Genomic DNA, 22610 nt, shown 5'->3' on the forward strand with positions numbered 1-22610 from the left:
AGAAAACGAAACCAACATGAAACAGATCGTAGTAGTTGTGAGCATCATTCTTTTTACCCTGACCGGATCTTTTGCTCAGGAGGTTTTGGTGAGGGGTAAGGTACAGGACAAAGAAACCCGGAGTCCACTTGAATTTGCCAATTTAGCTTTATTGAATCCGGCGGATTCGTCCGTAGTTTTTGGAGGGATGTCGGATCTGGATGGGAGCTTTGAATTTAGAGGAGATCCATCAAATTACCTGCTTCGGGTGGGCTTTATCGGCTACGACGATTATTTTCAGGAAATTAGCCTGGCGGATAGAAAGACAGCGAATATAGGCGTCATCGCGTTATCTCCGGGCGCCACCAACCTCGATGAGGTTACGGTCGAGGGGGTAACTTCCATGTTTGAGACCGACATAGATAAGCGAAGATACGACGTAGAAAATAGTATTGTCGCAGAAGGGGCAACTGCCACCGAATTATTGGAAACTTTACCCTCCATACAGGTGGACGAAGAAGGGGGCATCAGCATGCGCGGAAGTGGTGAAGTACTCATTTACATCAATGGACGTCCCTCCAATTTGTCCGGAGACGATGCCGAATCAATTTTGGCCCAATTTCCTGCAAACAGTATTAAAAGTGTGGAATTAATCACCAATCCCTCCTCCAGGTACGATGCTGCAGGCGTGGGTGGAATCATTAACATTATTCTTAAAAAGAATCAACGCACCGGCTTCAATGGACAAGCAAACGTGGCGCTGGGAACACGTGACAAATACAACGCCGGTTTGAACCTGAATTATGGAGCAGAAAAGGTCAACTATTTTGTTTCCTATAGCTACCAGGATCGGAAAACATTTCGTGAGTCGGAAGCCTATCGAGTGAATTTTATTCCGGGGGTGAGTCCTATTCTTGATCAGTATGCTTACGGTGAGCGTTTCGACGCGACCCATCTGCTGCGGGGCGGTATGGATTACAGCTTGTCCGATGGGAAAACGCTGAGTTTTTATTTGCAGGGAAATTTCAGAGATCGAACGGCAGGTAACGAATTGGATCAGCGGAATCTCACTGAGGAGGAACGCTTGAGAAATCGGGTGATCCGTACCGAGGAAGATCAGCGAATCAGCACGAATGTGGAAACAGGTCTTAGTTACGATTACCAAATAGATACGGCTGGGCAGCGTCTTTTTGCTTCGTTGTCCTTTTCCAGGGACGACCGTACGCAGACAGAGTTTTTTCAGCAAGACTACTTCGATGGATCAAACGTTGAGGTACCCAATAATTTTCTGGCTCAAATCAACGATAGACCCCAAACCAGCGATTTATGGATTGCACAGGCAGATTATGAAAAGCCTTTTGATAACGGCGGTCGGTTTGAGGCTGGCATGAAGGGTACATTTAGCCAGTGGCGCAGGGTGCAGGAATTTAGTCAAGGTGATGCCTCTACTGGTTTTGATCCGGTACGGGTGGACTCGATCAGCGATGCGTTCGATTTCAAAGAGGACGTCTATGCCCTGTATGCCAGTTACCGAAATTCGGTCAATAAATTTGGCTACCAATTTGGACTCCGGGGTGAATACACCGAAACCATTAGCTACCAGGAAAGGAATGCCACTACCGTTGTGAATAATTACGGCAACCTCTTCCCCAGTTTGTATTTGAGTTACGACATGGGAAAAGAAGAATCGATTACCGCGAATTATAGCAGGAGGATTTCGCGGCCAAGCCTATGGTCTTTATCGCCCTTTTATCGGGTCAGAGACATGCAGAATTTCAGCATTGGAAACCCCTATTTGCAACCTGAACTTACCGACAGCTACGAGCTCGGGTACACGAACGGCTGGGAAAAGCTGTTGCTAAATGCAACGGTTTACCACCGGTATTCCACGAACGTATTGACACGGGTAATTCGGCTGACGGATGACAACGTTGCGATACAAACACGTGAAAACGCGAATTTTAGAAAGAGCACCGGGCTGGAAGTGATCAATCAGGTACAACCGCTCGACTGGTGGGACTTCACGCTTTCGGCTAACTTTTTCTATTCCGAGGTATTTGGAGAAAACATCGAAGAAGGGTTCTCTAACAGTAATTTTAGCTGGACCCTCAGTCTGCTGTCCAATATGGTAATTCCAGACTGGTTTTCTCTCCAGATTCAGGGCAATTATCGGGGCCCCATCGTTTTTCCTCAGGGTGAAATTGAGCCCCTCTGGGGAATCAACGCGGGTATACGTAAATCTGTCTTAAACGATAAGGGTACGATTAGCTTGAATGTGAGCGATATTTTCAATACCCGGGTTTTCAAAATCGATAACCGCGATTCCCGTTTTGTTCAGGATCGTTTGTATAACTGGGAAACCCAAATTGGCACCCTGTCGTTTACCTACCGATTTGGTGGCTTCAAAGACCGGAACAATGGCAGAGACGGAAATCGGGAATTTGACGGAGAGGACAGTGATTTTTAATGAGGATTGACGATTCGCCTAGGAGGAAGTGAATAGGGGTTAGTTGATACCTTCGCGTTCACTAAGCTCGAGCCAGCGCATTTCCAATGCTTCGACTTTCGAACCGACCGTTTCGATTTCCTGGGACCATTGGATCAATAGCTCGTGGTCTTCGGTACCCGCGCTGATCTTTTCCATCAGTTCTTTCTTTTGCTCGGCAAGCTGGTTTAATTCTGCTTCGATCGCCTCAAATTCCTTTTTTTCTTTGTAGCTGGCTTTCTGGGGAGTTGCCGTCGGTGGTTCGGGAGATTTGGCCGGTTTTTCCGCTATTTTTTTCCCCCCAGTTGTTTTGGGTTGCTTTTGACTTTCGCGGTAGTCGGAGTAGTTGCCCGGAAAATCGCTGATCTGGCCTTGACCTTCAAACACAAACAAGTGGTCGACCAACCGATCCATGAAGTAACGGTCGTGCGAAACGATGACCAGGCAGCCTGGAAAATTTTCCAGAAATTCCTCCAGCGTATTGAGCGTAACAATGTCCAGATCGTTGGTCGGTTCATCCAAAATCAGGAAATTTGGGTTTTTGACCAGCACCATAAGTAGCTGAAGTCTCCTGCGTTCCCCCCCACTTAATTTAGCGATCGGTGTGTGTTGTTGTTTGGGAGGGAAGCCAAATTGGTTGAGGAATTGGCTGATCGTGATGGTACTTCCACCGGCTACGGTCACCACTTCAGCCACGTCTTTGACACAATCGATGAGGCGTTTTTCTTCATCAAAACTATTTTCTTCCTGCTTGTAGTAGCCAAAAACCGTCGTTTGCCCAATAGCGACGGTACCTTTGTCGGGGTCGGAGCCACCGGTAAGCAGGTTTAGAAAGGTTGTTTTTCCAACACCATTGGGGCCAATGATGCCGATTTTGTCCCCTTTTTTGAACACATAGCTGAAATCTTCGATTAGCTTTACGTTCCCATAGGATTTGTGGACGTTTTCCAATTCGACGATTTTTTTGCCCAATCTGGTGGCAGTCACTTCCAGACTAATGTCTCGCTCTTCGTCCGCACGAAATGCTTTCTCCCTGGTCACTTCAAATGCGTCGATACGGTATTTGGCCTTGGTGCCTCTGGCTTTGGGTTGTCTGCGGATCCAATCCAATTCTTTTTTGTACAGGCTTTTGGCTTTTTCCTGTTCTGTAGCCTGATTGGCTTTTCTTTCGGCCTTCTTTTCCAGGAAGTAGGCATAATTGCCGGCATACCGGTAGATGGTGCCTTGTTCCAGTTCCAATAGTTGATTGGTGACTCGGTCTAAAAAGTACCGGTCGTGAGTAACCATAAGCAAGGAAAGGTTGGACTTGGATAGGTATTCTTCCAACCATTCGATGGTTTCCAGGTCCAGGTGGTTGGTTGGCTCATCCAATAGTAGTAGGTCGGGGAAATTTAAGATGGCTTTGGCGAGAGCTACCCGTTTTCGCTGTCCTCCGCTCAGCGCTGAGAACGGGAATGTCGGTATCGTGCAGACCGAGTTTACCCAATACTTCATTGATTTGGTATTCAAAATCCCAGGCTTGCAGCCGATCCATTTTCTCGAGTACTGGCTGGAGGCGACCCTGCGAATCGTTTTCCGCCTGCAACAATACCTGTTGGTATTCCTCAATTACCTGTATGATTTCATTGTCGGGGTCGTCAAATACCGTCTGATAGATGGTTTTATCGCCCGCGAAAACCGGGTTTTGGTGGACATAGGCGATTTTAGCTTCCTGGTTTATCACCACCTGCCCCTCGTCAGGAATTTCTTCCCCCATAATAATTTTCATCAGGGTGGATTTTCCAGCTCCGTTTATTCCAACGAGGGCGGTTTTTTGGCCCCGCTCCAAGCCAAAGGAAATCCGGGAAAAAAGCACCCGTTCTCCAAAAGACTTACTTAAATTTTCTACTGAGAGGTAATTCATGGTGTAATATTACAATCGTATTTCCGATATTTCAATCTTTGGTAGTCGGATGTACCGTGGGATGCCGGCAGCTACTTTTGTATCTTGAGAGTAGCCAAAAGCCGATCGAAGCCGGAGCAGAGGTTTCTTGTTTTGGAGGCAGCCTAGCGGGATTGGAAAGAAGGTAGGCCCGGATTTCTGGCAGATTCCGGGGAATGGAATTAATTTATTTTAAAAATTCATTGACCGCATTGATTAACGACCGGATACTTTGCTTAAAGTGGTCCAGCGACTCGTCTAGAAAAGGTTGGGCATTCCCTTTTTTACCCCGGTATTTCTCCTCGAATGTGGCTTTTTTTTCGTTGAGTTCCTTTTCGAGTTTTTCTTTTTTCCCGTGCAATTCCGAGATTTTTTTCTCGATTTCTTCACTAAGCTCACCGGTAGCTTTGGCTCCCTTTTCGATAAGAACATCTATTTTACTCCCGATTTCCTGGAGCATTTTTTCAATTTCGTCAAATCCTGTGCTTTTCTTTTCCATGGCAAATCCTGATTAACCTTAAAAGTAGGTAAAATTTAGTACAAATCTGTAGAAAAATCATCCTTGTAAATCAAAAAGCGGCATCGCTAAAAAAAAAGCCCCAATTCGTTTTGGGGCATACAAAGGTTAAACTAACCGGCCAATTTGATAAAATACTTGTTCAGAATTGGCCCGTATATTTTGGAAAATGTCCGGTAACACCATTTCCTGAATTCTTCCAGCTCCGCTGGAACAAGAAGATTCAGTCCCTTTCGCAACTCTTTTTCAAAGAGTTTTTTGTCAAAACTTACCTTTAATAAAATGGTTTTAACATATTCCATCATGGTTCATGTTAGTTTAAGTTAGGTTTGTTAAAAAGATTGATTTAAATAGTTTATACGGTTTAAAATTTGATTTGTTACGTATAAAATATCCTTGTTTATTTGTAGTTATAAAATAAGGACCTCAAGCATTTTCTATGTCTTTAACGAATTTTCGTTTTCATTTCGTATTTATCTCGCTCCTTTTTTCGCTTCAGGCCTGGGCTCAGGATGTCGAACGTCGAATTGGGGGAAAGTGAAGTGGCATTGAACGAGACCTTTACCATAAAAGTAACCGTTTCCGGCGAAAAAATCCGCTCGTACGATCAGCTGCCTGAAATTACGGGATTTCAGAAACAGGGTGTATCGCAAAGCTCATCCATGAACATTGTCAATGGGCAAATGAGTAGCACCAATAGCGTCATTCAATATTACAAGCCACTGAGGAAAGGCCAATTCACCTTGCCCGCATTTACGCTTTCGGTAAACGGGCAGCAGGTTTCCTCGCCCGGAAAGTCCATAACAGTGGTGGATGCCCGGGCCAGCAGCAGGAATAACCGAGCCCTTGACCCATTTGATGACCTCTTTGGAAGAGGAAACTCAGAGGAGCCCGAATACGTCGAGGTTGAGGACGATGCGTTTTTCTCCCTTTCGGTGGACAAGGAAGAGGTATACGTGGGAGAAGGCTTCAACGTAAGCCTGGCCTTCTACATGTCCGAGAGCAACCAGGCACCTTTTAACTTTCACGAACCAGGAAAGCAACTCGAACGCATTATCAATGAGATCAAACCGGGAAATGCCTGGGAAGAAAACTTCAATATCACCAGTATTCAGCCCGAAAGGGTTGAGTTTGGAGGAAAAAGATGGACCAAATACAAGGTGTACGAAGCAAGTTTTTTTCCATTTAATGCGGGTTCCGTGGAATTCCCTTCGGTTGGCTGGGAAATGATCAAATACCGAATCGCAAAAAACCCGAGCTTTTTTGGGAGTAACCGCCTGCAGGATTTCAAGACCTTCTATTCGCAACCGAGGTCCATCCGGGTGATGCCATTGCCTGCCCATCCGTTGAAAAACGAGGTAAGCGTGGGCGTCTACCGCCTGAGGGAAAGCTTTGATCAAAAGGAAGCCCGAACTGGAGAAGGATTTACCTATGACTTTACCATCACGGGTGAAGGCAATATCAGTTCCATTCGCCCACCTCGGATAAAGCGAAGTCAAAAGCTCAATACGTTCGACCCGAACGAGCAGGTACAGATCAACAGGGGTCGGGGCAAGGTCACCGGAATGAAGGAGTTCAGTTATTTTATGACAATCAACGAGCAGCAGGACTTGGCACTTGAAGACCATTTTGAGTGGATTTATTTCGATCCCGAACGGGCACTTTACGATACGCTGAAGCCTCAGGCGGTGGTTTTGGTTAGCGGTGACAGCAAAATTAACCAAGCTATCTCTTCTTCCCGCTTGGGAGGCTTGTATGACTTGATAGAAGTAGAAGACAATAAACTTTTAAACCAGGGATATAAATATTATTTTTCCGCATTCATAAACGGCCTACTTATAGTGGCAGTCGTTTTCCTGGGGTTTTTGATGCTTAAGAAGAAATAATTCATGCGTAACACATTTGGTAATGTTTTCACTATCACCACCTTTGGTGAATCTCACGGAAAAGGGCTTGGAGTGATTGTCGATGGCTGTCCGGCTGGAGTAACCATCGACGAGAGATTTATTGCTCAGGAGCTTCAGCGAAGGAAGCCCGGACAATCCAAAATCACTACTCAGCGAAAGGAGGAAGACGCATTTGAAATACTTTCGGGCGTGTTTGAAGGCAAGAGTACCGGTACGCCCATCGCCATTGTCATTTACAATACCGATCAGAAAAGCAAGGATTATTCCCATATCGCAGATAAATTCAGGCCTTCGCACGCCGATTTTACCTACCACGAAAAATTTGGTGTGCGGGATTACCGCGGCGGGGGCAGAAGCAGCGCCCGGGAAACCGCGGCAAGGGTTGCCGGAGGAGCCATTGCAAAGTTGCTTCTCAGCCAATACGGGGTCTCCATTCATGCCTATGTGAGTCAGGCTGGACATATAAGGCTGGAAAAGCACTATAGCGAATTGGATTTTAGCCGTACGGAAGGTACGATTGTTCGTTGTCCGGATGCCGATGCCGCCGAACAGATGATTGCTCTGATCGATGAAACCAGAAAAAACCGGGATACCATTGGTGGCGTGGTCAGCTGCGTGGCGCAGGGGGTGCCCATTGGCTTGGGAGAGCCGGTGTTTGACAGGCTTCATGCGGCCCTTGGGCATGCCATGCTCAGCATCAATGCTGTAAAAGGCTTCGAGTACGGAAGTGGCTTTGAAGGGGTGAAAATGAAAGGTTCCGAACACAACGATGCATTTTACCGGGAAGGCGACAAGATAAAAACAAGGACCAATCATTCCGGAGGCATTCAGGGAGGAATATCCAACGGAGAGGATATCTATTTTCGCGTGGCTTTCAAGCCGGTAGCGACCATCATGCAGGACCAGGAAAGTGTCGATACTCGGGGAGATTCGGCAATCGTGTCCGGAAAAGGCAGGCACGATCCCTGTGTGGTGCCCCGAGCTGTTCCGATCGTGGAATCCATGTGCGCACTGGTATTAGCCGATTACCTGCTATTAAATCGCTCAAGCAAAATTTAACCATACAACCACTAACCATCCATGAAAAAAAAAATACCGCTTCACACCCAGATCATTATCGGTTTGGTCTTGGGACTTATCGTCGGTTTAGGAATAGTAAAGTTTGGGATTGCTCCTGATTTTGCGATCAATTACATCAAGCCCGTTGGTACGATCTTTATTACTGGGCTAAAAATGATCGCCGTTCCACTTGTACTTGCCTCCCTGATCGTGGGGGTATCCAACTTGGGAGACATTACCAAGCTTAGCAGAATAGGTGGAAAAACCATTCTGACGTATATTTTTACCACCGCACTTTCAGTTTCGATGGGCTTGTTATTCGTGAATATTTTTAACCCTGGAAAAAGCCTTCCGGTGGAAACTCGGGATAACCTCATGAACCTGTACACGGAGGCGGCCGGTACCAAATCACTGCAGGCAGCAGAACTCAAACAGCAAAGCCCTCTGCAGCCCTTGGTGGACATGGTTCCGGAAAACGTATTTCAGGCAGCCGCCGACAATGCCAGTATGTTACAGATCGTATTTTTTGCCATAATTGTCGGGATCGCGCTCATCAAGATTCCCAAGAGCAAGGCAGAACCGGTAATCGCTTTTTTTGATGGATTGAATGACGTAATCATCCAAATCGTGGGATTTATCATGATCCTTGCTCCCTACGGTGTGTTTGCGCTGATGGCCTCCCTTATTGTAGAAATTACCGGGGATAATCCCGATTCCGCCCTGGAATTGTTGTTGGCCTTGCTGAAGTATAGCCTCGTCGTGTTGGGCGGACTGTTTTTCATGGTACTGGTGGTGTATCCACTGATCCTAAAATCGTTTACCAAGGTGACTTATCTGGAATTCTTCAGGGCTATACGACCTGCACAGCTGCTGGCATTTACTACGAGCTCCAGTTCGGCTACGCTTCCGGTGACCATGAAGCAAGTAGAAGAAGAGATCGGTGTTTCGGAGGAGGTAAGCAGTTTTGTCCTACCCCTTGGAGCTACCATCAATATGGATGGAACGAGTCTCTATCAAGGTGTGGCAGCGGTGTTTATCGCCCAAGCACTTGGCATGGACTTGAGCTTCACCCAGCAACTGCTGATCGTCATGACTGCAACGCTCGCATCCATCGGCACAGCCGGCGTACCGGGCGCAGGAATCATTATGTTGATCATTGTTCTGGAATCGATCGGTGTTCCGGCGGCCGGGATCGCCTTGATTTTAGCACCTGACCGGATACTAGATATGTTCCGGACCATTGTAAACGTGACGGGGGATGCCATGGTCTGTACAGTAGTGGCGTCTACCGAAGGCGAGCTGCCAGATGGATTGATTCGGAAATCAAACCCCCTGACGGTTTCTTAAGCCCCGATCCAGGTAAGGAATTTTCCGGATTTCGAACCATCGGAACCTTCCCGGCGTTTTACAACAACAAATCAAGGATGTAAAAAAATAAACCATAAGTTGCGATGCTAGAAGCAAAGAAAAAGCCCGTTCACCTGTACCTGGAGGCGAATCCAAATCCCAACTCCCTGAAATTCGTTGTAAATTTCATGCTGGTGGACGATGGTGTAAGTTTCGATTTCCCGGATGAGCGGCAGGCAGAAAACTCCCCCCTGGCCAAGGCATTGTTCAATTTTGCTGCGGTGGAAAGGGTATTTATTGCGGCCAATTTTGTGACCGTAACCAAAAAAAGTGACGTTACCTGGGAGAGCATTCAAGATCATATCCGAGATCAAATCAGGAGTTACCTGGAAGCGGGCAAACCCGCGGTAAATGTGCAGATTGAATCCGATCCCCTTTTTGATGAAAACGACAGCGAAACCGTCAAGAAAATCAAAGGTATTTTGGATGAATACATTCGCCCCGCAGTGGAGCAGGACGGAGGCGCGATTGTGTTTCACAGTTTTCAGGAAGGGGTAGTAAAAGTCTTGTTGCAGGGCGCCTGCTCTGGCTGTCCATCCAGTACGGTCACCTTGAAGGCTGGTATAGAAAACTTGCTGAAAGGGATGCTACCAGAAGTCAAAGCGGTGGAGGCAGAAGGAATATAAGCGCCCTTTTTGATACAAATGGTCCTGTGGAAATGGATAGGGGGAATTGCCGGTCTTTTGGCAATCCTTATCCGGTGGCTTTTAGGAAGTTTTCCTGAAGTGACCGAAGTCTGGTATGCAAAGGGTCTTTTTCCCATCATTCGTGGAGTCTTCGATCGTACAACGCTGTACGTACCCTTTCCAGTCCTTTACTTGTTGTTGGCCGGCATCTTTCTGCTTTTTTTTTACCTTCTGCGTGTCAGAAGGAAGAAAACTACCTCAATAATTCCAGGTGTTTTTCGCGGCACAATAAATTTTTCCGGCTGGATCATATTCTTTTTTCTTTTTCTCTGGGGATTTAATTACCACCGGATACCTCTATATAGTCAGTTATCGCTGACTCCAGAACCAATGAGCCTTGCCTCAACCCTGGAAGAAATGAAGTTGACCGAGACCGACTTACGCAAATTCCGGTCGGAACTTGCCGGAAAACCGGCGCAGCTATTTTATTCGGGAAATTTCCGGAAATGGGAAAAAAGATTGAGAGAAGAGATGAAGGCTATTCTTACCGAATTAGACTATTCCATGCCGGGTGATCCCAGTGTTAAGCCATTGTACCCCGAGGGCTTCATGCGAAGAATGGGAATTTTTGGAATTTACTTTCCCTTTACCGGAGAGGGCTACCTCGATCCCTCGCTTCATCCCATAGAAAAAGTGTTTACACTTGCCCATGAATTGGCCCATGGTTTTGGTATTACTGACGAGGGCGAAGCCAATTTTGTAGCCTGGTTGGTGTGTTCCTCGAGTTCGGACCCCTTCCTGAGGTATGCGGGTGAGTTGAAATTGCTCCGCTATCAGTTAAATGATTTGTACCGAATGGACCGGGAGGCCTACGAGCAGTTCGTTGAAACCATTGCAACCGAAATCCGTGCGGATATTCGGGAGATTCAGCAAGACAATCTACGGGTTCAACCCTATTTCAGGGAACTGAGTCGAAAATCCAACGACCTCTATCTGAAAACCCAGGGAGTAAAAGCAGGGGTAAAAAGCTATGCCGAGCTCCCGATGTTGGCAAGGGCATGGCGAACACGCCGGGAAGAATAGGACTCAAATCCAGGTAGCCTCGCCGCCAGGCGGTTCCGGAAGATCCCGCTCTCCGTTGGCCTTCCATGGCAGTACCGGTTTGTTTTACGCGGGACAACCAAACGGAAGAAAGCCGAATTCATGTACAACTCAAACGAGTTCCAGGCGCTGCCTTTCGACCAAAGAAGTCAATCCAGCCGCCGCAAATTCGAGAAATACCGCAGGAGGGGTTAGGTGTTGTGTCCATTGGGAAAAGACAGCGTAAAACTTGATCCGGCACCTTCCTCGCTGACCACTTCGATAGTACCGCCTAGTTTTTCCGCATTTTGGAAGCATAGATGTAAACCCATCCCGGTTCCTTTTTCGTTTTCTGTCCCATAGGTGGATTTGATATCCTGTTCAAAAATCTTGTCCAACCGCTCCCGGGAAATACCAATACCGTTGTCCCGGATCGTTACGGTAATCCATTCGGTGCTGCTATCTACCTCCAGCGATACCTGTCCTCCCGAAGGGGTAAATTTTATGGCATTTTGGACGAGATTTCTCAAAATCAACAACAAGCGATCCGTTTCAATTTTGACGAGCGGGTTTTTCTTAAAATTGATGAGTAAAGAAATTGACTTCTGTTTTGCGATTACTTTTAGGATCTCGAGGGTGTCTTCAAAAAGCTCCTGCAAGTAGATTTCTTTTACCCGGGTAGATTTGTTTTTCAATTCGAAGGATGACCAATCCAGGATGTTTTCCATCATATTGTAGGTTCTGGTGGTGATTTTTAGCAATTCCTCATGAATAAACTTCATTTCATCCGGAGGCAAATCGCCCTTATTGATCAGCTCGAGTGTTTGCATGATGGATTGCAGGGGATTTTTCAGGTCATGAGAGATAATGGTGATGATTTTATCTTTCTGGGAACTGGTTTTTGCCAGGCTACGGTTTATGCGAGTCAGCTCTTTTGTTTTTTCTTTGACTTTATTTTTCTGGGACTTGTAAAACTCCTTTAGAGTGGCTACCATGAATCCGATACCTGTCAGGCAGGCCGGGTAGGTAATGGCATGGTCCAGAAAAACCACCTGTTTGTTGGGATACATTTCGGGAATAAGGTCTTCACGAAAGACGCCGACATAGTACAAGAGAAGAAAACTAGCAGCATTGATCAAACTCCAGATAAGGTATCCACGAACCGAAGAAATCGTCAAAAGGATGAGATGGAAAAGCAAAAATATGTAGAACGTCGGCCCGTCTATGCCATCGTTGTAGAAAAAGTTGATGGTCAAAACCGGGTAGGTAAATATTCCAAATAAATAATAGGCATACTTGAACTGGTTTTGCCAACGCAGCCAGTAGAAGCAGATGGCAAGTCCAACGATTACAAAAAGAACCAATCCAATCAGTATCCAACTACCGAAAATCGCATTGTAAATCAACATCGCCAGCATAAAGCTGAAGACGATGACCAGCGTAGAGTTGAAGATTTTTTTCTCCATGACTGGAGTGTTTTCCCAGAGAAAAAAGTGGGTAACCTGTGTTTTTATTTTGTTCCAGAAGCTCAAAATACTTTTTTTGATTTAAGGTGTGTTCGTCAAATCTGAGTCAAACACCTGAGTAAATTGAAAAGTGTTCCCGTTGAAAAGACCCTTATCGCTTAATTTTAGGGCCGGAATCACCAATAAGGCCATAAAGCTCAAGGTCATAAAGGGTGATTGCAGCGTAGACCCCATCTTTTTAGCCATTTTATCCAGTGTGGTGTAGTGCTGTGCCACGACAAATGCGTCGTCCGAACTCATGAGTCCTGCGACCTGTAGCGGTAGGACGTTTTCCAGCTCCCCGTCCACCGCAGCTAGCCCTCCTTGGTTGGCAACGATGAGATTGACCGCCCTGGCCATGTCTTCGTCGCTGACTCCGACCACCAGGATATTGTGCGAGTCATGGGCCACGGAAGAAGCAATGGCTCCGCGAAGGAACCCGAACCCATTGATAAGTGCTACCTGGGGGGGAGCGGTTGTTTCGTAGCGGTTGATCACGGCGATTTTTAAGCAATCAATATCCGTGCTGGCGATCACTTTTCCCTCCCTGGCAGGCACGGTCAGTAGCAGTTCCTGCGTGATCAATTGCCGGTCCATCGCCTGTATGACCCGAGCCGGCCCTCCTTTGTGCGTCAACGCAAAGGCGTCGCCGGTAAGGGTCTGTGCGGCGAAGGTCGTTACAGGCAGGCAATTCGTATGGGCAAGAATCGATCGCCCTGCTTTTGCTACCAATTTTCCATTGATGTAGGTTTCGAGAACCCTGAAATCGCGGAGGTCTTCCACCACGATGAAGTCGGCCGGATCGCTCTCGCGGAGGAGTCCCACCGGCAGGTCATAGTGCAGTACCGGATTGAGGCAAGCAGCCCGGAGCACGTCAAAGAGATCTTTCCCCCGGGAAATCGCCCGTGCTGCCAGTTGATTGATATGTCCTTCCAGTAAGCTATCGGGGTGTTTATCGTCGGAGCAAAAGAATACATGGTCCGGAGATTCGTCCAGAAGGTCGATGAGTGCATCAAAATTTTTCGCGGCGCTACCTTCTCGGATAGCTACCTTCATCCCGTTGCGGATTCGGTCTCTTCCCTCCTCCAGGTGGATGCATTCGTGGTCGGTAGTGATCCCTGCAGCAGCGTATTGGGCTGCTTCCTTTCCTCGAAGTCCCGGCGCGTGTCCATCCACCGGCTTGCCGTACTTTTTAGCGACCTCGATTTTGCTCACTACTTCTGGATCGTTTGCCAGGACACCCGGCCAATTCATCATTTCAGCAAGGTAATGCACGGTTCCATCGACAAACAGTTGCTCGATCTGTGCTGCGGTAATCCGGGCCCCGGCCGTTTCAAACGGTGTGGCGGGTACGCAAGAGGGGGCGCCAAAGAAAAATTTAAAATCTGATTTACGTCCATTCTCCACCATAAATTTGATTCCCTCCATTCCGGAAACATTGGCGATTTCGTGCGGGTCGGATACGGTAGCCACCGTCCCGTGCAAAACAGCCAATCGGGCAAAACTGGAGGGAATTAGCAGCGAAGACTCGATATGTACGTGGGCGTCCACAAAACCCGGGAGTAAATAGCGCATAGGAGCGGAAGGTAGCGGATCAACAGACTGAATGCTGCCCTGATTTACCTCTATTTTTGCAGGAAAAATTCTTCTGTTGATGATATCCACGAATTGTCCCCTAACGCTGTAAGCTGCTTCCATTCCCGGAATAAAAGTTATGAATCGTCAAGAATTGTTGGTTTGTTCGCCTGGTTGGAATAAAAAACCAATTCAAATAAGGCCTGCTGCCAAGAATAGTCATAAATATACTATATTTGCAGCTGAAAAGGAAAGCAGGCACCATTCATTTTTCGTTAATGAAAAAAATTATCATTGCCATTGATGGTTATTCCGGTTGTGGGAAGAGTACCACAGCAAAGGCAGTAGCCAAAGAGTTGGGTTATATGTACCTGGATTCTGGCGCCATGTACCGGGCAGTGACGCTACATTTTTTAAAGAACGGCATCAATCCAGAGATTTCCGCTGAAGTGGAGAATGGTCTGAGTAAAATGGATATTGCTTTTCACGTCAATTCTTCCGAGGGCAGCCAACAAGTTTTATTAAATGGAGTTAATGTAGAGGAGGAAATTCGGGGAATGGAGGTGTCGGCGCGTGTGAGTGAGATTAGCAAGCTACCCGAGGTGCGGCAAGCACTGGTCAGGAAGCAACGAGAGTTGGGAAAGCACAAAGGGATTGTAATGGATGGCAGGGATATTGGCACGGTGGTTTTTCCGCAGGCAGAGTTGAAAATATTTATGAAGGCGAATACCGATATCCGGGCCATGCGCCGGCAGCAGGAGTTGCTGCGCAAGGGCCAGCAGATCAGTATGGATAAAGTGAAAGAGAACCTGGAGTCCCGTGATGCCATGGACAGCGGAAGGGTACACAGTCCCTTAAAAAAGGCAGCGGACGCGGTGGAATTGGATACCAGCTACCTGCAGTTCGACGAACAGGTTTCCAGGATTTTAAATTTGGCAAAGGAGCGAATGAATTAGGGTTATGGAAGTAACAATAGATAAAAACTCGGGATATTGTTTTGGTGTAGAGTACGCCATTAAAATGGCCGAGGACGAGATGGTCGAAGATCAGAAATTGTATTGCTTGGGCGATATTGTCCACAATGACATGGAAGTAAAGCGTTTGAGCAATAAAGGGCTGGTGGTAATCGATCGGGAAGATTTACGTTGCTTGCACGATTGCAAGGTATTGATTCGCGCCCACGGTGAGCCACCCGAAACCTACCGCATGGCCATAGAAAACAATATTGAACTTATCGATGCTTCTTGTCCGGTGGTTCTTAAATTGCAGCACCGGGTGAAGACTGCCTTCGATAAAATGGAGAAACAGGAAGGGCAGATTGTAATTTACGGAAAAAAAGGGCACGCAGAGGTGATTGGCCTGACAGGACAAACGCTTGAAAAGGCAATTGTGGTCATGGACGATCAGGATCTGGACCAAATTGATTTTTCAAAACCGGTGACCTTGTTTAGCCAGACTACCAAAAGTACCCGGGGTTTTTATGCCCTAAAAGAAAAGATCCGGAAGCGCATCGAGCATGCAAGAGGGAGTATGGATGAACTGGATTTCAGTGCCAATGACTCCATTTGCAGACAGGTTTCCAATCGGGAGCCGCAATTGCGAAAATTTTCGAACGAAAACGACGTCATCATCTTTGTTTCGGGCAAAAAGAGTTCGAATGGAAAGGCTTTGTATCAGGTGTGTAAAGGGGAAAATCCACGAAGTTATTTTGTGGAAAACGAAGAAGAGATCGCACCGGATTGGATACAGCCGGAAGACAGGGTGGGGATTTGTGGCGCTACCTCCACGCCGATGTGGCTGATGGAGCAAGTTCGCAGTTACATACTTTCACTGGACAGTCGTTCGGTTGAAGCCGAGATTTAAAAGAATGCGATCAAAGGGGCTAATCCTTCAAAATATGATAAATAATCGCCGAATTAGCTTCGTATAACTAATGTAATTTATTAGATTTGAGACGTTTTTCACAGGACCATATAGTTTCAAAAATCAAATATGTCAAAACAAATCAAGCTTAAAAAAGGGTTTGATATACGCCTGGTTGGTAAAGCCGAAAAAAAGATCGGTGATTTTCAACCTGTCAAAACCTTTGCCATCAAGCCTACAGATTTCATCGGAATGCAACGACCCAAGGTCATTGTCAAAGAAGGTGATACGGTAAAGGCAGGTTCTCCCATTTTATTTGACAAGAAAATGGAAAAGGTACAGTACGTGGCACCTGTTTCCGGAGAAATTGTCGAAATCAAGCGTGGAGAAAAAAGGAAGCTGTTGGAAATAAAAATCCTTGCAGACACTGAGATCGATTTTGAGAAATTCGAAACCTTTAGCGAGGAGGATATTTCAACAGCCAGCAGAGAAAAAGTCATCGATCACCTGGCAGCTACCGGCGTTTGGCCGCAACTGATACAACGGCCCTATGGAGTAGTTGCCAATCCTGTGGACGAACCGAAGGCCATATTTATTTCAGGTTTTGACACACATCCTTTGGCTCCTGACTACGACTACCTGCTCAAAGGCCAATCCAGCTATTTTCAAACCGGTATCTCCGTTTTGAAAAAACTTACCAGCGGTAAGATTTATCTGGGGTTATCCGGTGAAAACAAGTCCACCGAATTGGCGAGCGTCCAAGGCGTTGAAACGCATTATTTTTCTGGTCCGCATCCCTCAGGCAATGTAGGGGTACAAATCCATCACCTCGCCCCCATCAATAAGGGAGAAATTGTCTGGACCATCAATCCTTACGGCGTCGTTCAGATCGGAAAGTTGTTTACCAATGGAATCTACGACGCTTCCAAATTGGTTGCGATAACTGGATCTGAAATTACTTCTCCCTCCTATGCACAGACCTACATCGGAAGTTGTGTAGATGCCTATGTGGATGGGCAAACCAAATCTGATCACGTTCGGGTGATTTCTGGAAATGTCCTCACCGGCGAAAAAATCAATCGTGACGGCTACCTGGGTTTTTATCAACACCAGCTTACGGTCATTCCCGAAGGAGATTATTATGAGTTTCTGGGCTGGATGAAGCCAACTGCCGAAAAGCTAAGCTACCACAAAGCCTTGGGCTTGTTGTCCTTTTTATTTCCCAAGAAAGAATACGTGTTGGATTCCAATGCCCGGGGGGAAGAGCGAGCATTTGTTCAAACCGGTGTGTTTGAGAGTGTGACGCCCATGGATATTTACCCGGTGTACCTGCTCAAGGCCATTATGGCGGAGGATTTTGACGAAATGGAGGAACTTGGCATCTATGAAGTAATAGAAGAAGACCTGGCTTTGTGTGAATTTGTGGATGTCTCAAAACACCCGGTCCAGGAAATAGTTAGAAAAGGTATCGAACTCATTCAATACAGTTAACCAATATGAAGTTTTTACGTGATCTGTTGGACCAACAGAAACCCTTGTTTCAAAAGGGCGGGAAATTAGAGAACCTCTATTACCTGTATGAAGCGGGGGAAACATTCTTGTTTTCACCCAAGCATACAACGGCACCCAGAGGTGCACAGGTAAAGGATGCCATCGATTTGAAGCGGATGATGATTACCGTGGTAATTGCGATGATTCCTTGCTTGTTGTTCGGGATTTACAACACCGGACACATGCATTACCTGGCGGTGGGGGAAGAAGCCAGTTTTGGCGATAAATTTGTTTTGGGACTCACCCTGGTGTTGCCAATCGTACTTGTTGCCTATGCAGCGGGGGGCTTGGTCGAAGCCGGTTTTGCCGTAGTGCGGAAGCACCCCATCAATGAAGGCTTTCTGGTAACCGGAATGTTAATTCCTCTGGTGGTTCCGGCAACGACGCCTCTCTGGCAGGTCGCACTTGCTACCGTGTTTGCCGTCGTCATCGCCAAAGAAGTTTTTGGAGGTACGGGCATGAATATTCTTAACGTCGCCATGACCGCACGGGCTTTCTTGTATTTTGCCTACCCTGCGCAAATATCCGGCGATCAGGTTTGGACCTATTTGGGAGATAAGACACCTGTTGATGGTTTTTCGGGTGCCACTGCACTGGCCGTAGCCTATCAATCCGGACAAGAAGGTGTAGATGCCGTTTCCAACCTCGGCAGTCATAACGCCTCTGTAATGGATGGGATGTTTAGTTTTACAAACATGTTTTTTGGGTTCATTCCGGGGTCCATTGGTGAAACCTCTACCCTGATGGTCCTTTTGGGGGCAGCTATCCTGCTGTTTACAGGGGTCGCAAGTTGGAAAATTATGGTCAGTGCATTCGGAGGTGCCTACATCATGGCAGCTGTTATGCAGCTACTGGCAGTGAACGAATTTATGGCCATGCCTGCCCATTATCATCTGGTCATGGGAGGTATTGCTTTTGGGATTGTTTTTATGGCGACGGATCCGGTATCAGCGGCCCAGACGGAGTCCGGAAAGTGGGTGTACGGGTTGTTGATCGGTGTATTGACCATAATTATCCGTGTTACCAATCCAGCTTATCCCGAAGGAATCATGTTGGCAGTACTCTTTATGAATGTATTTGCCCCGTTGATAGATCATTATGTAGTTAAAGCTAACAAGAAAAGGAGGTTACAACGTGCAACAGTCTAATGCGTATATCATTACATTCTCAATCATCCTTACGGTGGTATTGGGTCTCTTGTTATCAGGTACCTCTGAGGTATTAAAGCCTATTCAAAAAAAAGCAGAGGAGTTGGATACCAAAAAGCAAATTTTGGGAGCAGTAATGTCTGCCGAGGAAATCGCGGCAATGAAACCAGAAGAAATCAACGCCTTCTACGAAAACCGAATCTCTTCCAAGGTCGTCAACATTGAGGGCGAAGAGGTAGAGGAACAGGATGGTGTACAGGTTACCGCCGAATCGATTGATGTAGGGAAAAATTACAAAAAGGCTCCGGAAGACCGCTTGTACCCTGTATTTGTTTTCCATGAAGAAGGAGATGCAGACGCAGCTGTTTCCTACATCTTTCCGGTTTACGGGAACGGCCTTTGGGACAATATTTGGGGATACCTGGCATTGCAGACGGACATGGTGACCATCGAGGGTATCACCTTTTCCCATGCTGGGGAAACGCCCGGCCTTGGCGCCAGGATCACTTCGAGCGACGTGCAGCAACGCTACAAGGAAAAATCGATTTACGACGAAAACGGTGAGTTGGTTTCTGTAGTCATGCAAAAAGGAGAAGGAAAGGATTATTCCGGTGATCCGCATAAAGTAGATGGGCTTTCCGGAGCGACCATTACCGCCGAGGGAGTAAATAAAATGCTGAAAAACTATCTCGAGCACTACAAGGCCTTCATGGAGAAGACAAAAGAAAGCGCCCCGAGCATGGCATTGAATTAATTTGAAACGTTTCAATCGGAAAATATTATGAGTACAGAAATAGCTGAAAAAGACGCAGCGGTAAAAGAATCAGAAGCCCTTCTGTCGAAACGAAGGAAGAAGCTGATCACGGATCCATTGGTGGACGATAACCCGATCACCATTCAGGTATTGGGCATCTGTTCCGCACTTGCAGTTACCACCCAGATGCAGCCCACCTTGGTCATGGCCATATCGGTTATCTTTGTAATGGTCATGGCTAACCTGTCGATCTCCTTATTACGCAACAAGATTCCTACCCGGGTCCGGATCATTGTGCAGTTGGCGGTAGTGGCTTCCCTGGTGACTCTCGTAAACGAAGTACTGAAGGCCTTTGCCTACGATATGTACAAGGAGTTGTCCGTGTTTGTCGGACTTATCATTACCAACTGCATTGTCATGGGTAGACTGGAAGCGTACGCTCTGGGAAACAAGCCCTATGATTCCATTCTGGACGGATTTGGTAGTGCATTGGGCTATTCCTGGATCATCCTTACGGTGGCGTTTTTCCGGGAACTTTGGGGTTCCGGCTCCCTTTTTGGAATCCCAATTTTTGACGGTATTTCCAGTCTTTTTGGTCCTGATTTTCAATTGGCGACCAATGGCCTGATGGTGACTCCGGTAGGTGCATTTATTATCCTTGGCTTGCTCATTTGGGTGCAACGCTCCAAGACAGGGTATGTAGAACATTAAACGTTTGAACGAATGGAATTATTTAATTTAGCAATACGGTCGATATTTATCGACAACATGGTGTTTGCCTACTTCTTGGGAATGTGTTCGTTTCTGGCAGTGTCTAAAAAAGTCAGTACGGCACTTGGGTTAGGAGCAGCCGTAATTTTCGTTTTGACCATTACGGTACCCTTAAACTGGCTATTGAATGAATTTATCCTAAAAGAGGGTGCATTGGCCTTTATGGGTGAATCTTTCGCATCCATTGACCTGACGTTTCTTCGGTTTATCATGTTTATCGCGATCATCGCAGCGATGGTACAGTTAGTGGAAATGGTGGTTGAAAAATTTGCACCGGCTTTGTACGGAGCCTTGGGGATATTTCTTCCCTTGATTGCCGTAAACTGCGCCATTCTGGGAGGTTCACTATTCATGGCACAGCGAGACTATACGTTGGCAGAGGCCACGGTGTACGGATTTGGATCAGGTACGGGTTTCTTTCTGGCGATCGTTGCTCTGGCGGCGATACGCGAAAAGCTAAAATATTCCAATGTTCCGAACGGATTGAAAGGGTTGGGCATTACCATGTTGCTTACAGGGCTCATGGGAATCGCATTCATGTCCTTTATGGGAATTGATTTGTAATTGCTCGGTTTATTAGTTATTCAATTTGATTTACATTGCAGGACCCTGTTCACTTTTTAGCGAGCAGGGTTTTTTTACGTTTTTTTACAGCTTTATCTACTAGTAGCAGCCATGTCAGACTTCACATCAAAACGTATCTTGGGCTATTTCCTCCGGGGATTGCTCGTTGTGGTGCCTTTTTTTCTAACCGGGTATATCATCGTGCTTACCGTGCAGTTTCTTGATAATATCATTCCGGTAAATATCCCTGGACTGGGTATTTTGGTGATGTTGGTCTTTGTTACGCTCGTCGGGTACCTGGCGAGTATATTCATTACCAAATCAATTTTTGAGGAACTGGAGAAGATCGTGTTTAAGATTCCCCTGGTGAACATTCTGTACACCAGTATTAAAGATCTAATGTCTGCTTTTGTCGGGGATAAGAAAAAATTCAATACGCCAATCATCGTCAAGTTGTCCGAAAATATGTCTCGGTTGGGGTTTATGACGCAGGATGATTTGTCTGTACTCGGTCAGGAGGAATTGGTGGCGGTGTACTTTCCGCATTCCTACAATTTCAGTGGAAATCTTTTTCTGGTTCCACGGGCGAACGTGACACGGTTAAAGAATGTAAACAGCACGGAAATCATGAAATTTATTGTCTCCGGAGGAGTATCTCAATTGAATTATTACAAGCATCCGATTCGTGACAAGGCATCCGGTAACGAGCTGGATTCTTCCGCTGAAGTTCACTGATATGCATTCGATCCCATTCAATCAGCCCTACCTTACCGGCAAGGAATGGAGCCATGTACAAGAGGCGATGCTTGGGGGAAGGCTTTCAGCCAACGGTATCTTTACAAAGAAGTGCCAGCAATTTTTCGAAACGACGTTCGGTTTTAACAAGGTTTTCCTGACCCATTCTTGTACCCAGGCGTTGGAGATGGCAGCCTTGGTTTTGGGACTTGGCCCTGGGGACGAGGTGATTGTTCCAAGTTTTGCCTACGTGAGTACGGCCAATGCGTTTGCACTTCGCGGGTGCCGCTTGGTTTTCGCGGACAGTCGCCCCGATTATCCGGGTATCGACGAGACCGGTATTGAAAAACTGATCAGTAGTCGAACCAGAGCCTTGGTGATCGTTCACTACGCGGGAATTGCCTGCGATATGGATCCCATTGTCTCCCTTTGCCGGCGCCGCGGAATATACCTGATAGAGGATGCAGCTGCGGCATTGAATGGGTTTTACCTCGATGGGCAGGGACACCGGCTTCCCTTGGGTAGTTTTGGATGTCTTGCTACATTTTCCTTTCACGAGACAAAAAATATTTCCTGTGGGGAAGGAGGTATGTTAGTGGTTAACGACCCGGAACTGCTGGTAAAAGCGGAGATGGTATGGAACCGGGGAACCAATCGGGCAGATTTTGAGGCTGGACGTGCCGACTATTACGAATGGGTAAGCCTGGGTTCCGCATTTGGCCCTTCGGAAATCAACGCTGCCTGGCTTTGGGCTCAGTTGCAATATCTGGAGGAGATTCAAAAAAAGCGGGAGAAAATTTGGCATTGGTACCGGGAAAATTTGCGTCGAATCCTTCCGGTTTTTGAAGGAGAGCTTCCATCGGTGCCAGCATTTGCGGAGCAAAATTACCACGCTTTTTTTCTGCTGGAAAAGAATCTGGGAAAACGTCAGGCCTTGATTCGGTACTTACAATCCAAAGGCATTCTATCGGTGACTCATTACCGCTGTCTGCACAGCAGCCCTTATTGTAAGGCGCCTTATACCGGCGCTCCACTGGTACACGCAGAAAAGTACCAGGATAGGTTGATTCGCTTGCCGCTGTATGCAGATTTGGATACGGGGCACCTTGCGCATAATTTGGTTTCGGAATAGCTCAGCGTAGGTGAAAAAAACAGGGGCTTTG

General features: G+C 46.8%; 19 protein-coding genes and 1 pseudogene. 15 read left to right on the plus strand and 5 right to left on the minus strand.

The features are described from left to right. The first annotated feature begins 16 nt into the window (after positions 1-16). Positions 17-2446 carry a TonB-dependent receptor domain-containing protein gene (locus ABWH99_RS03690; protein WP_375584959.1) on the plus strand — a complete coding sequence of 810 codons (2430 nt, stop codon included), beginning with the start codon at positions 17-19 and terminating at the stop codon, positions 2444-2446. Between the two features lie 39 nt (positions 2447-2485). On the opposite strand, the pseudogene ABWH99_RS03695 reads toward ABWH99_RS03690, so the two are convergent. The 3 genes and pseudogenes from ABWH99_RS03695 to ABWH99_RS03705 form a co-directional block, all read right to left on the minus strand. Then, positions 2486-4367: pseudogene (locus ABWH99_RS03695) on the minus strand (ABC-F family ATP-binding cassette domain-containing protein). Between the two features lie 205 nt (positions 4368-4572). Continuing rightward, positions 4573-4884 carry a hypothetical protein gene (locus ABWH99_RS03700; protein WP_375584960.1) on the minus strand — a complete coding sequence of 104 codons (312 nt, stop codon included), beginning with the start codon at positions 4882-4884 and terminating at the stop codon, positions 4573-4575. Between the two features lie 131 nt (positions 4885-5015). Further along, positions 5016-5207, minus strand: coding sequence for a hypothetical protein (locus ABWH99_RS03705; protein ID WP_375584961.1), 192 nt, complete (start codon positions 5205-5207; stop codon positions 5016-5018). Positions 5208-5414: 207 nt separating this feature from the next. Between ABWH99_RS03705 and ABWH99_RS03710 the strand changes: the two genes are divergently transcribed. The 5 genes from ABWH99_RS03710 (at position 5415) to ABWH99_RS03730 (ending at position 10984) form a co-directional block, all read left to right on the plus strand. Further along, complete coding sequence (locus ABWH99_RS03710; protein WP_375584962.1) at positions 5415-6788, plus strand: BatD family protein; 1374 nt, start codon at positions 5415-5417, stop codon at positions 6786-6788. A 3-nt stretch (positions 6789-6791) separates the two neighbouring features. Next, positions 6792-7868 carry a chorismate synthase gene (aroC, locus tag ABWH99_RS03715; protein WP_375584963.1) on the plus strand — a complete coding sequence of 359 codons (1077 nt, stop codon included), beginning with the start codon at positions 6792-6794 and terminating at the stop codon, positions 7866-7868. A 21-nt stretch (positions 7869-7889) separates the two neighbouring features. Continuing rightward, positions 7890-9215 (plus strand): dicarboxylate/amino acid:cation symporter, encoded by a 1326-nt coding sequence (locus tag ABWH99_RS03720; RefSeq protein WP_375584964.1) that lies wholly within the window; start codon positions 7890-7892, stop codon positions 9213-9215. A gap of 104 nt (positions 9216-9319) precedes the next feature. Continuing rightward, the gene (locus ABWH99_RS03725; protein WP_375584965.1) at positions 9320-9901 is read left to right on the plus strand and encodes a NifU family protein; all 582 of its coding nucleotides are present in this window, start codon (positions 9320-9322) and stop codon (positions 9899-9901) included. A gap of 18 nt (positions 9902-9919) precedes the next feature. After that, entirely contained in the window at positions 9920-10984 is a 1065-nt protein-coding gene (locus tag ABWH99_RS03730) for a DUF3810 domain-containing protein (RefSeq protein ID WP_375584966.1), read from the plus strand. 209 nt (positions 10985-11193) lie between these two features. Here the strand turns inward: ABWH99_RS03730 and ABWH99_RS03735 are convergent, their stop codons facing one another. Together ABWH99_RS03735 and ade are read right to left on the minus strand one after the other, a co-directional pair. After that, positions 11194-12447 (minus strand): sensor histidine kinase, encoded by a 1254-nt coding sequence (locus tag ABWH99_RS03735; RefSeq protein WP_375584967.1) that lies wholly within the window; start codon positions 12445-12447, stop codon positions 11194-11196. An 81-nt stretch (positions 12448-12528) separates the two neighbouring features. Further along, entirely contained in the window at positions 12529-14184 is a 1656-nt protein-coding gene (gene ade, locus ABWH99_RS03740) for an adenine deaminase (protein ID WP_375584968.1), read from the minus strand. Positions 14185-14339: 155 nt separating this feature from the next. On the opposite strand from ade, the gene cmk reads away from it, so the two are divergent. The 9 genes from cmk to rffA all read left to right on the plus strand — a co-directional run bounded on the left by cmk (position 14340) and on the right by rffA (position 22579). Continuing rightward, positions 14340-15017, plus strand: a complete 678-nt coding sequence (gene cmk, locus ABWH99_RS03745; protein WP_375584969.1) for a (d)CMP kinase — start codon at positions 14340-14342, stop codon at positions 15015-15017. A gap of 4 nt (positions 15018-15021) precedes the next feature. Then, complete coding sequence (locus ABWH99_RS03750; protein WP_375584970.1) at positions 15022-15924, plus strand: 4-hydroxy-3-methylbut-2-enyl diphosphate reductase; 903 nt, start codon at positions 15022-15024, stop codon at positions 15922-15924. Positions 15925-16053: 129 nt separating this feature from the next. After that, positions 16054-17415 carry a Na(+)-translocating NADH-quinone reductase subunit A gene (locus ABWH99_RS03755; protein ID WP_375584971.1) on the plus strand — a complete coding sequence of 454 codons (1362 nt, stop codon included), beginning with the start codon at positions 16054-16056 and terminating at the stop codon, positions 17413-17415. Positions 17416-17420: 5 nt separating this feature from the next. After that, positions 17421-18623, plus strand: coding sequence for an NADH:ubiquinone reductase (Na(+)-transporting) subunit B (locus ABWH99_RS03760; protein ID WP_375584972.1), 1203 nt, complete (start codon positions 17421-17423; stop codon positions 18621-18623). Continuing rightward, entirely contained in the window at positions 18610-19377 is a 768-nt protein-coding gene (nqrC, locus tag ABWH99_RS03765; protein WP_375584973.1) for an NADH:ubiquinone reductase (Na(+)-transporting) subunit C, read from the plus strand. Before ABWH99_RS03760 ends, nqrC begins: the two co-directional genes overlap by 14 nt. A gap of 27 nt (positions 19378-19404) precedes the next feature. Next, entirely contained in the window at positions 19405-20088 is a 684-nt protein-coding gene (locus ABWH99_RS03770) for an NADH:ubiquinone reductase (Na(+)-transporting) subunit D (RefSeq protein ID WP_375584974.1), read from the plus strand. Between the two features lie 12 nt (positions 20089-20100). Continuing rightward, on the plus strand, positions 20101-20712 hold the full coding sequence (gene nqrE, locus ABWH99_RS03775; protein ID WP_375584975.1) for an NADH:ubiquinone reductase (Na(+)-transporting) subunit E: 612 nt from the start codon (positions 20101-20103) through the stop codon (positions 20710-20712). 111 nt (positions 20713-20823) lie between these two features. Beyond that, entirely contained in the window at positions 20824-21447 is a 624-nt protein-coding gene (locus tag ABWH99_RS03780) for a DUF502 domain-containing protein (RefSeq protein WP_375584976.1), read from the plus strand. 1 nt (position 21448) lies between these two features. After that, positions 21449-22579: a dTDP-4-amino-4,6-dideoxygalactose transaminase gene (gene rffA, locus ABWH99_RS03785; protein WP_375584977.1), complete on the plus strand. Its 1131-nt coding sequence runs from the start codon at positions 21449-21451 to the stop codon at positions 22577-22579. The last annotated feature ends 31 nt before the right edge of the window (positions 22580-22610 follow it).

It is taken from the genome of Cyclobacterium xiamenense (assembly GCF_042140265.1).
In the GTDB taxonomy this organism is placed as follows: Bacteria; Bacteroidota; Bacteroidia; order Cytophagales; family Cyclobacteriaceae; genus Cyclobacterium; species Cyclobacterium xiamenense_A.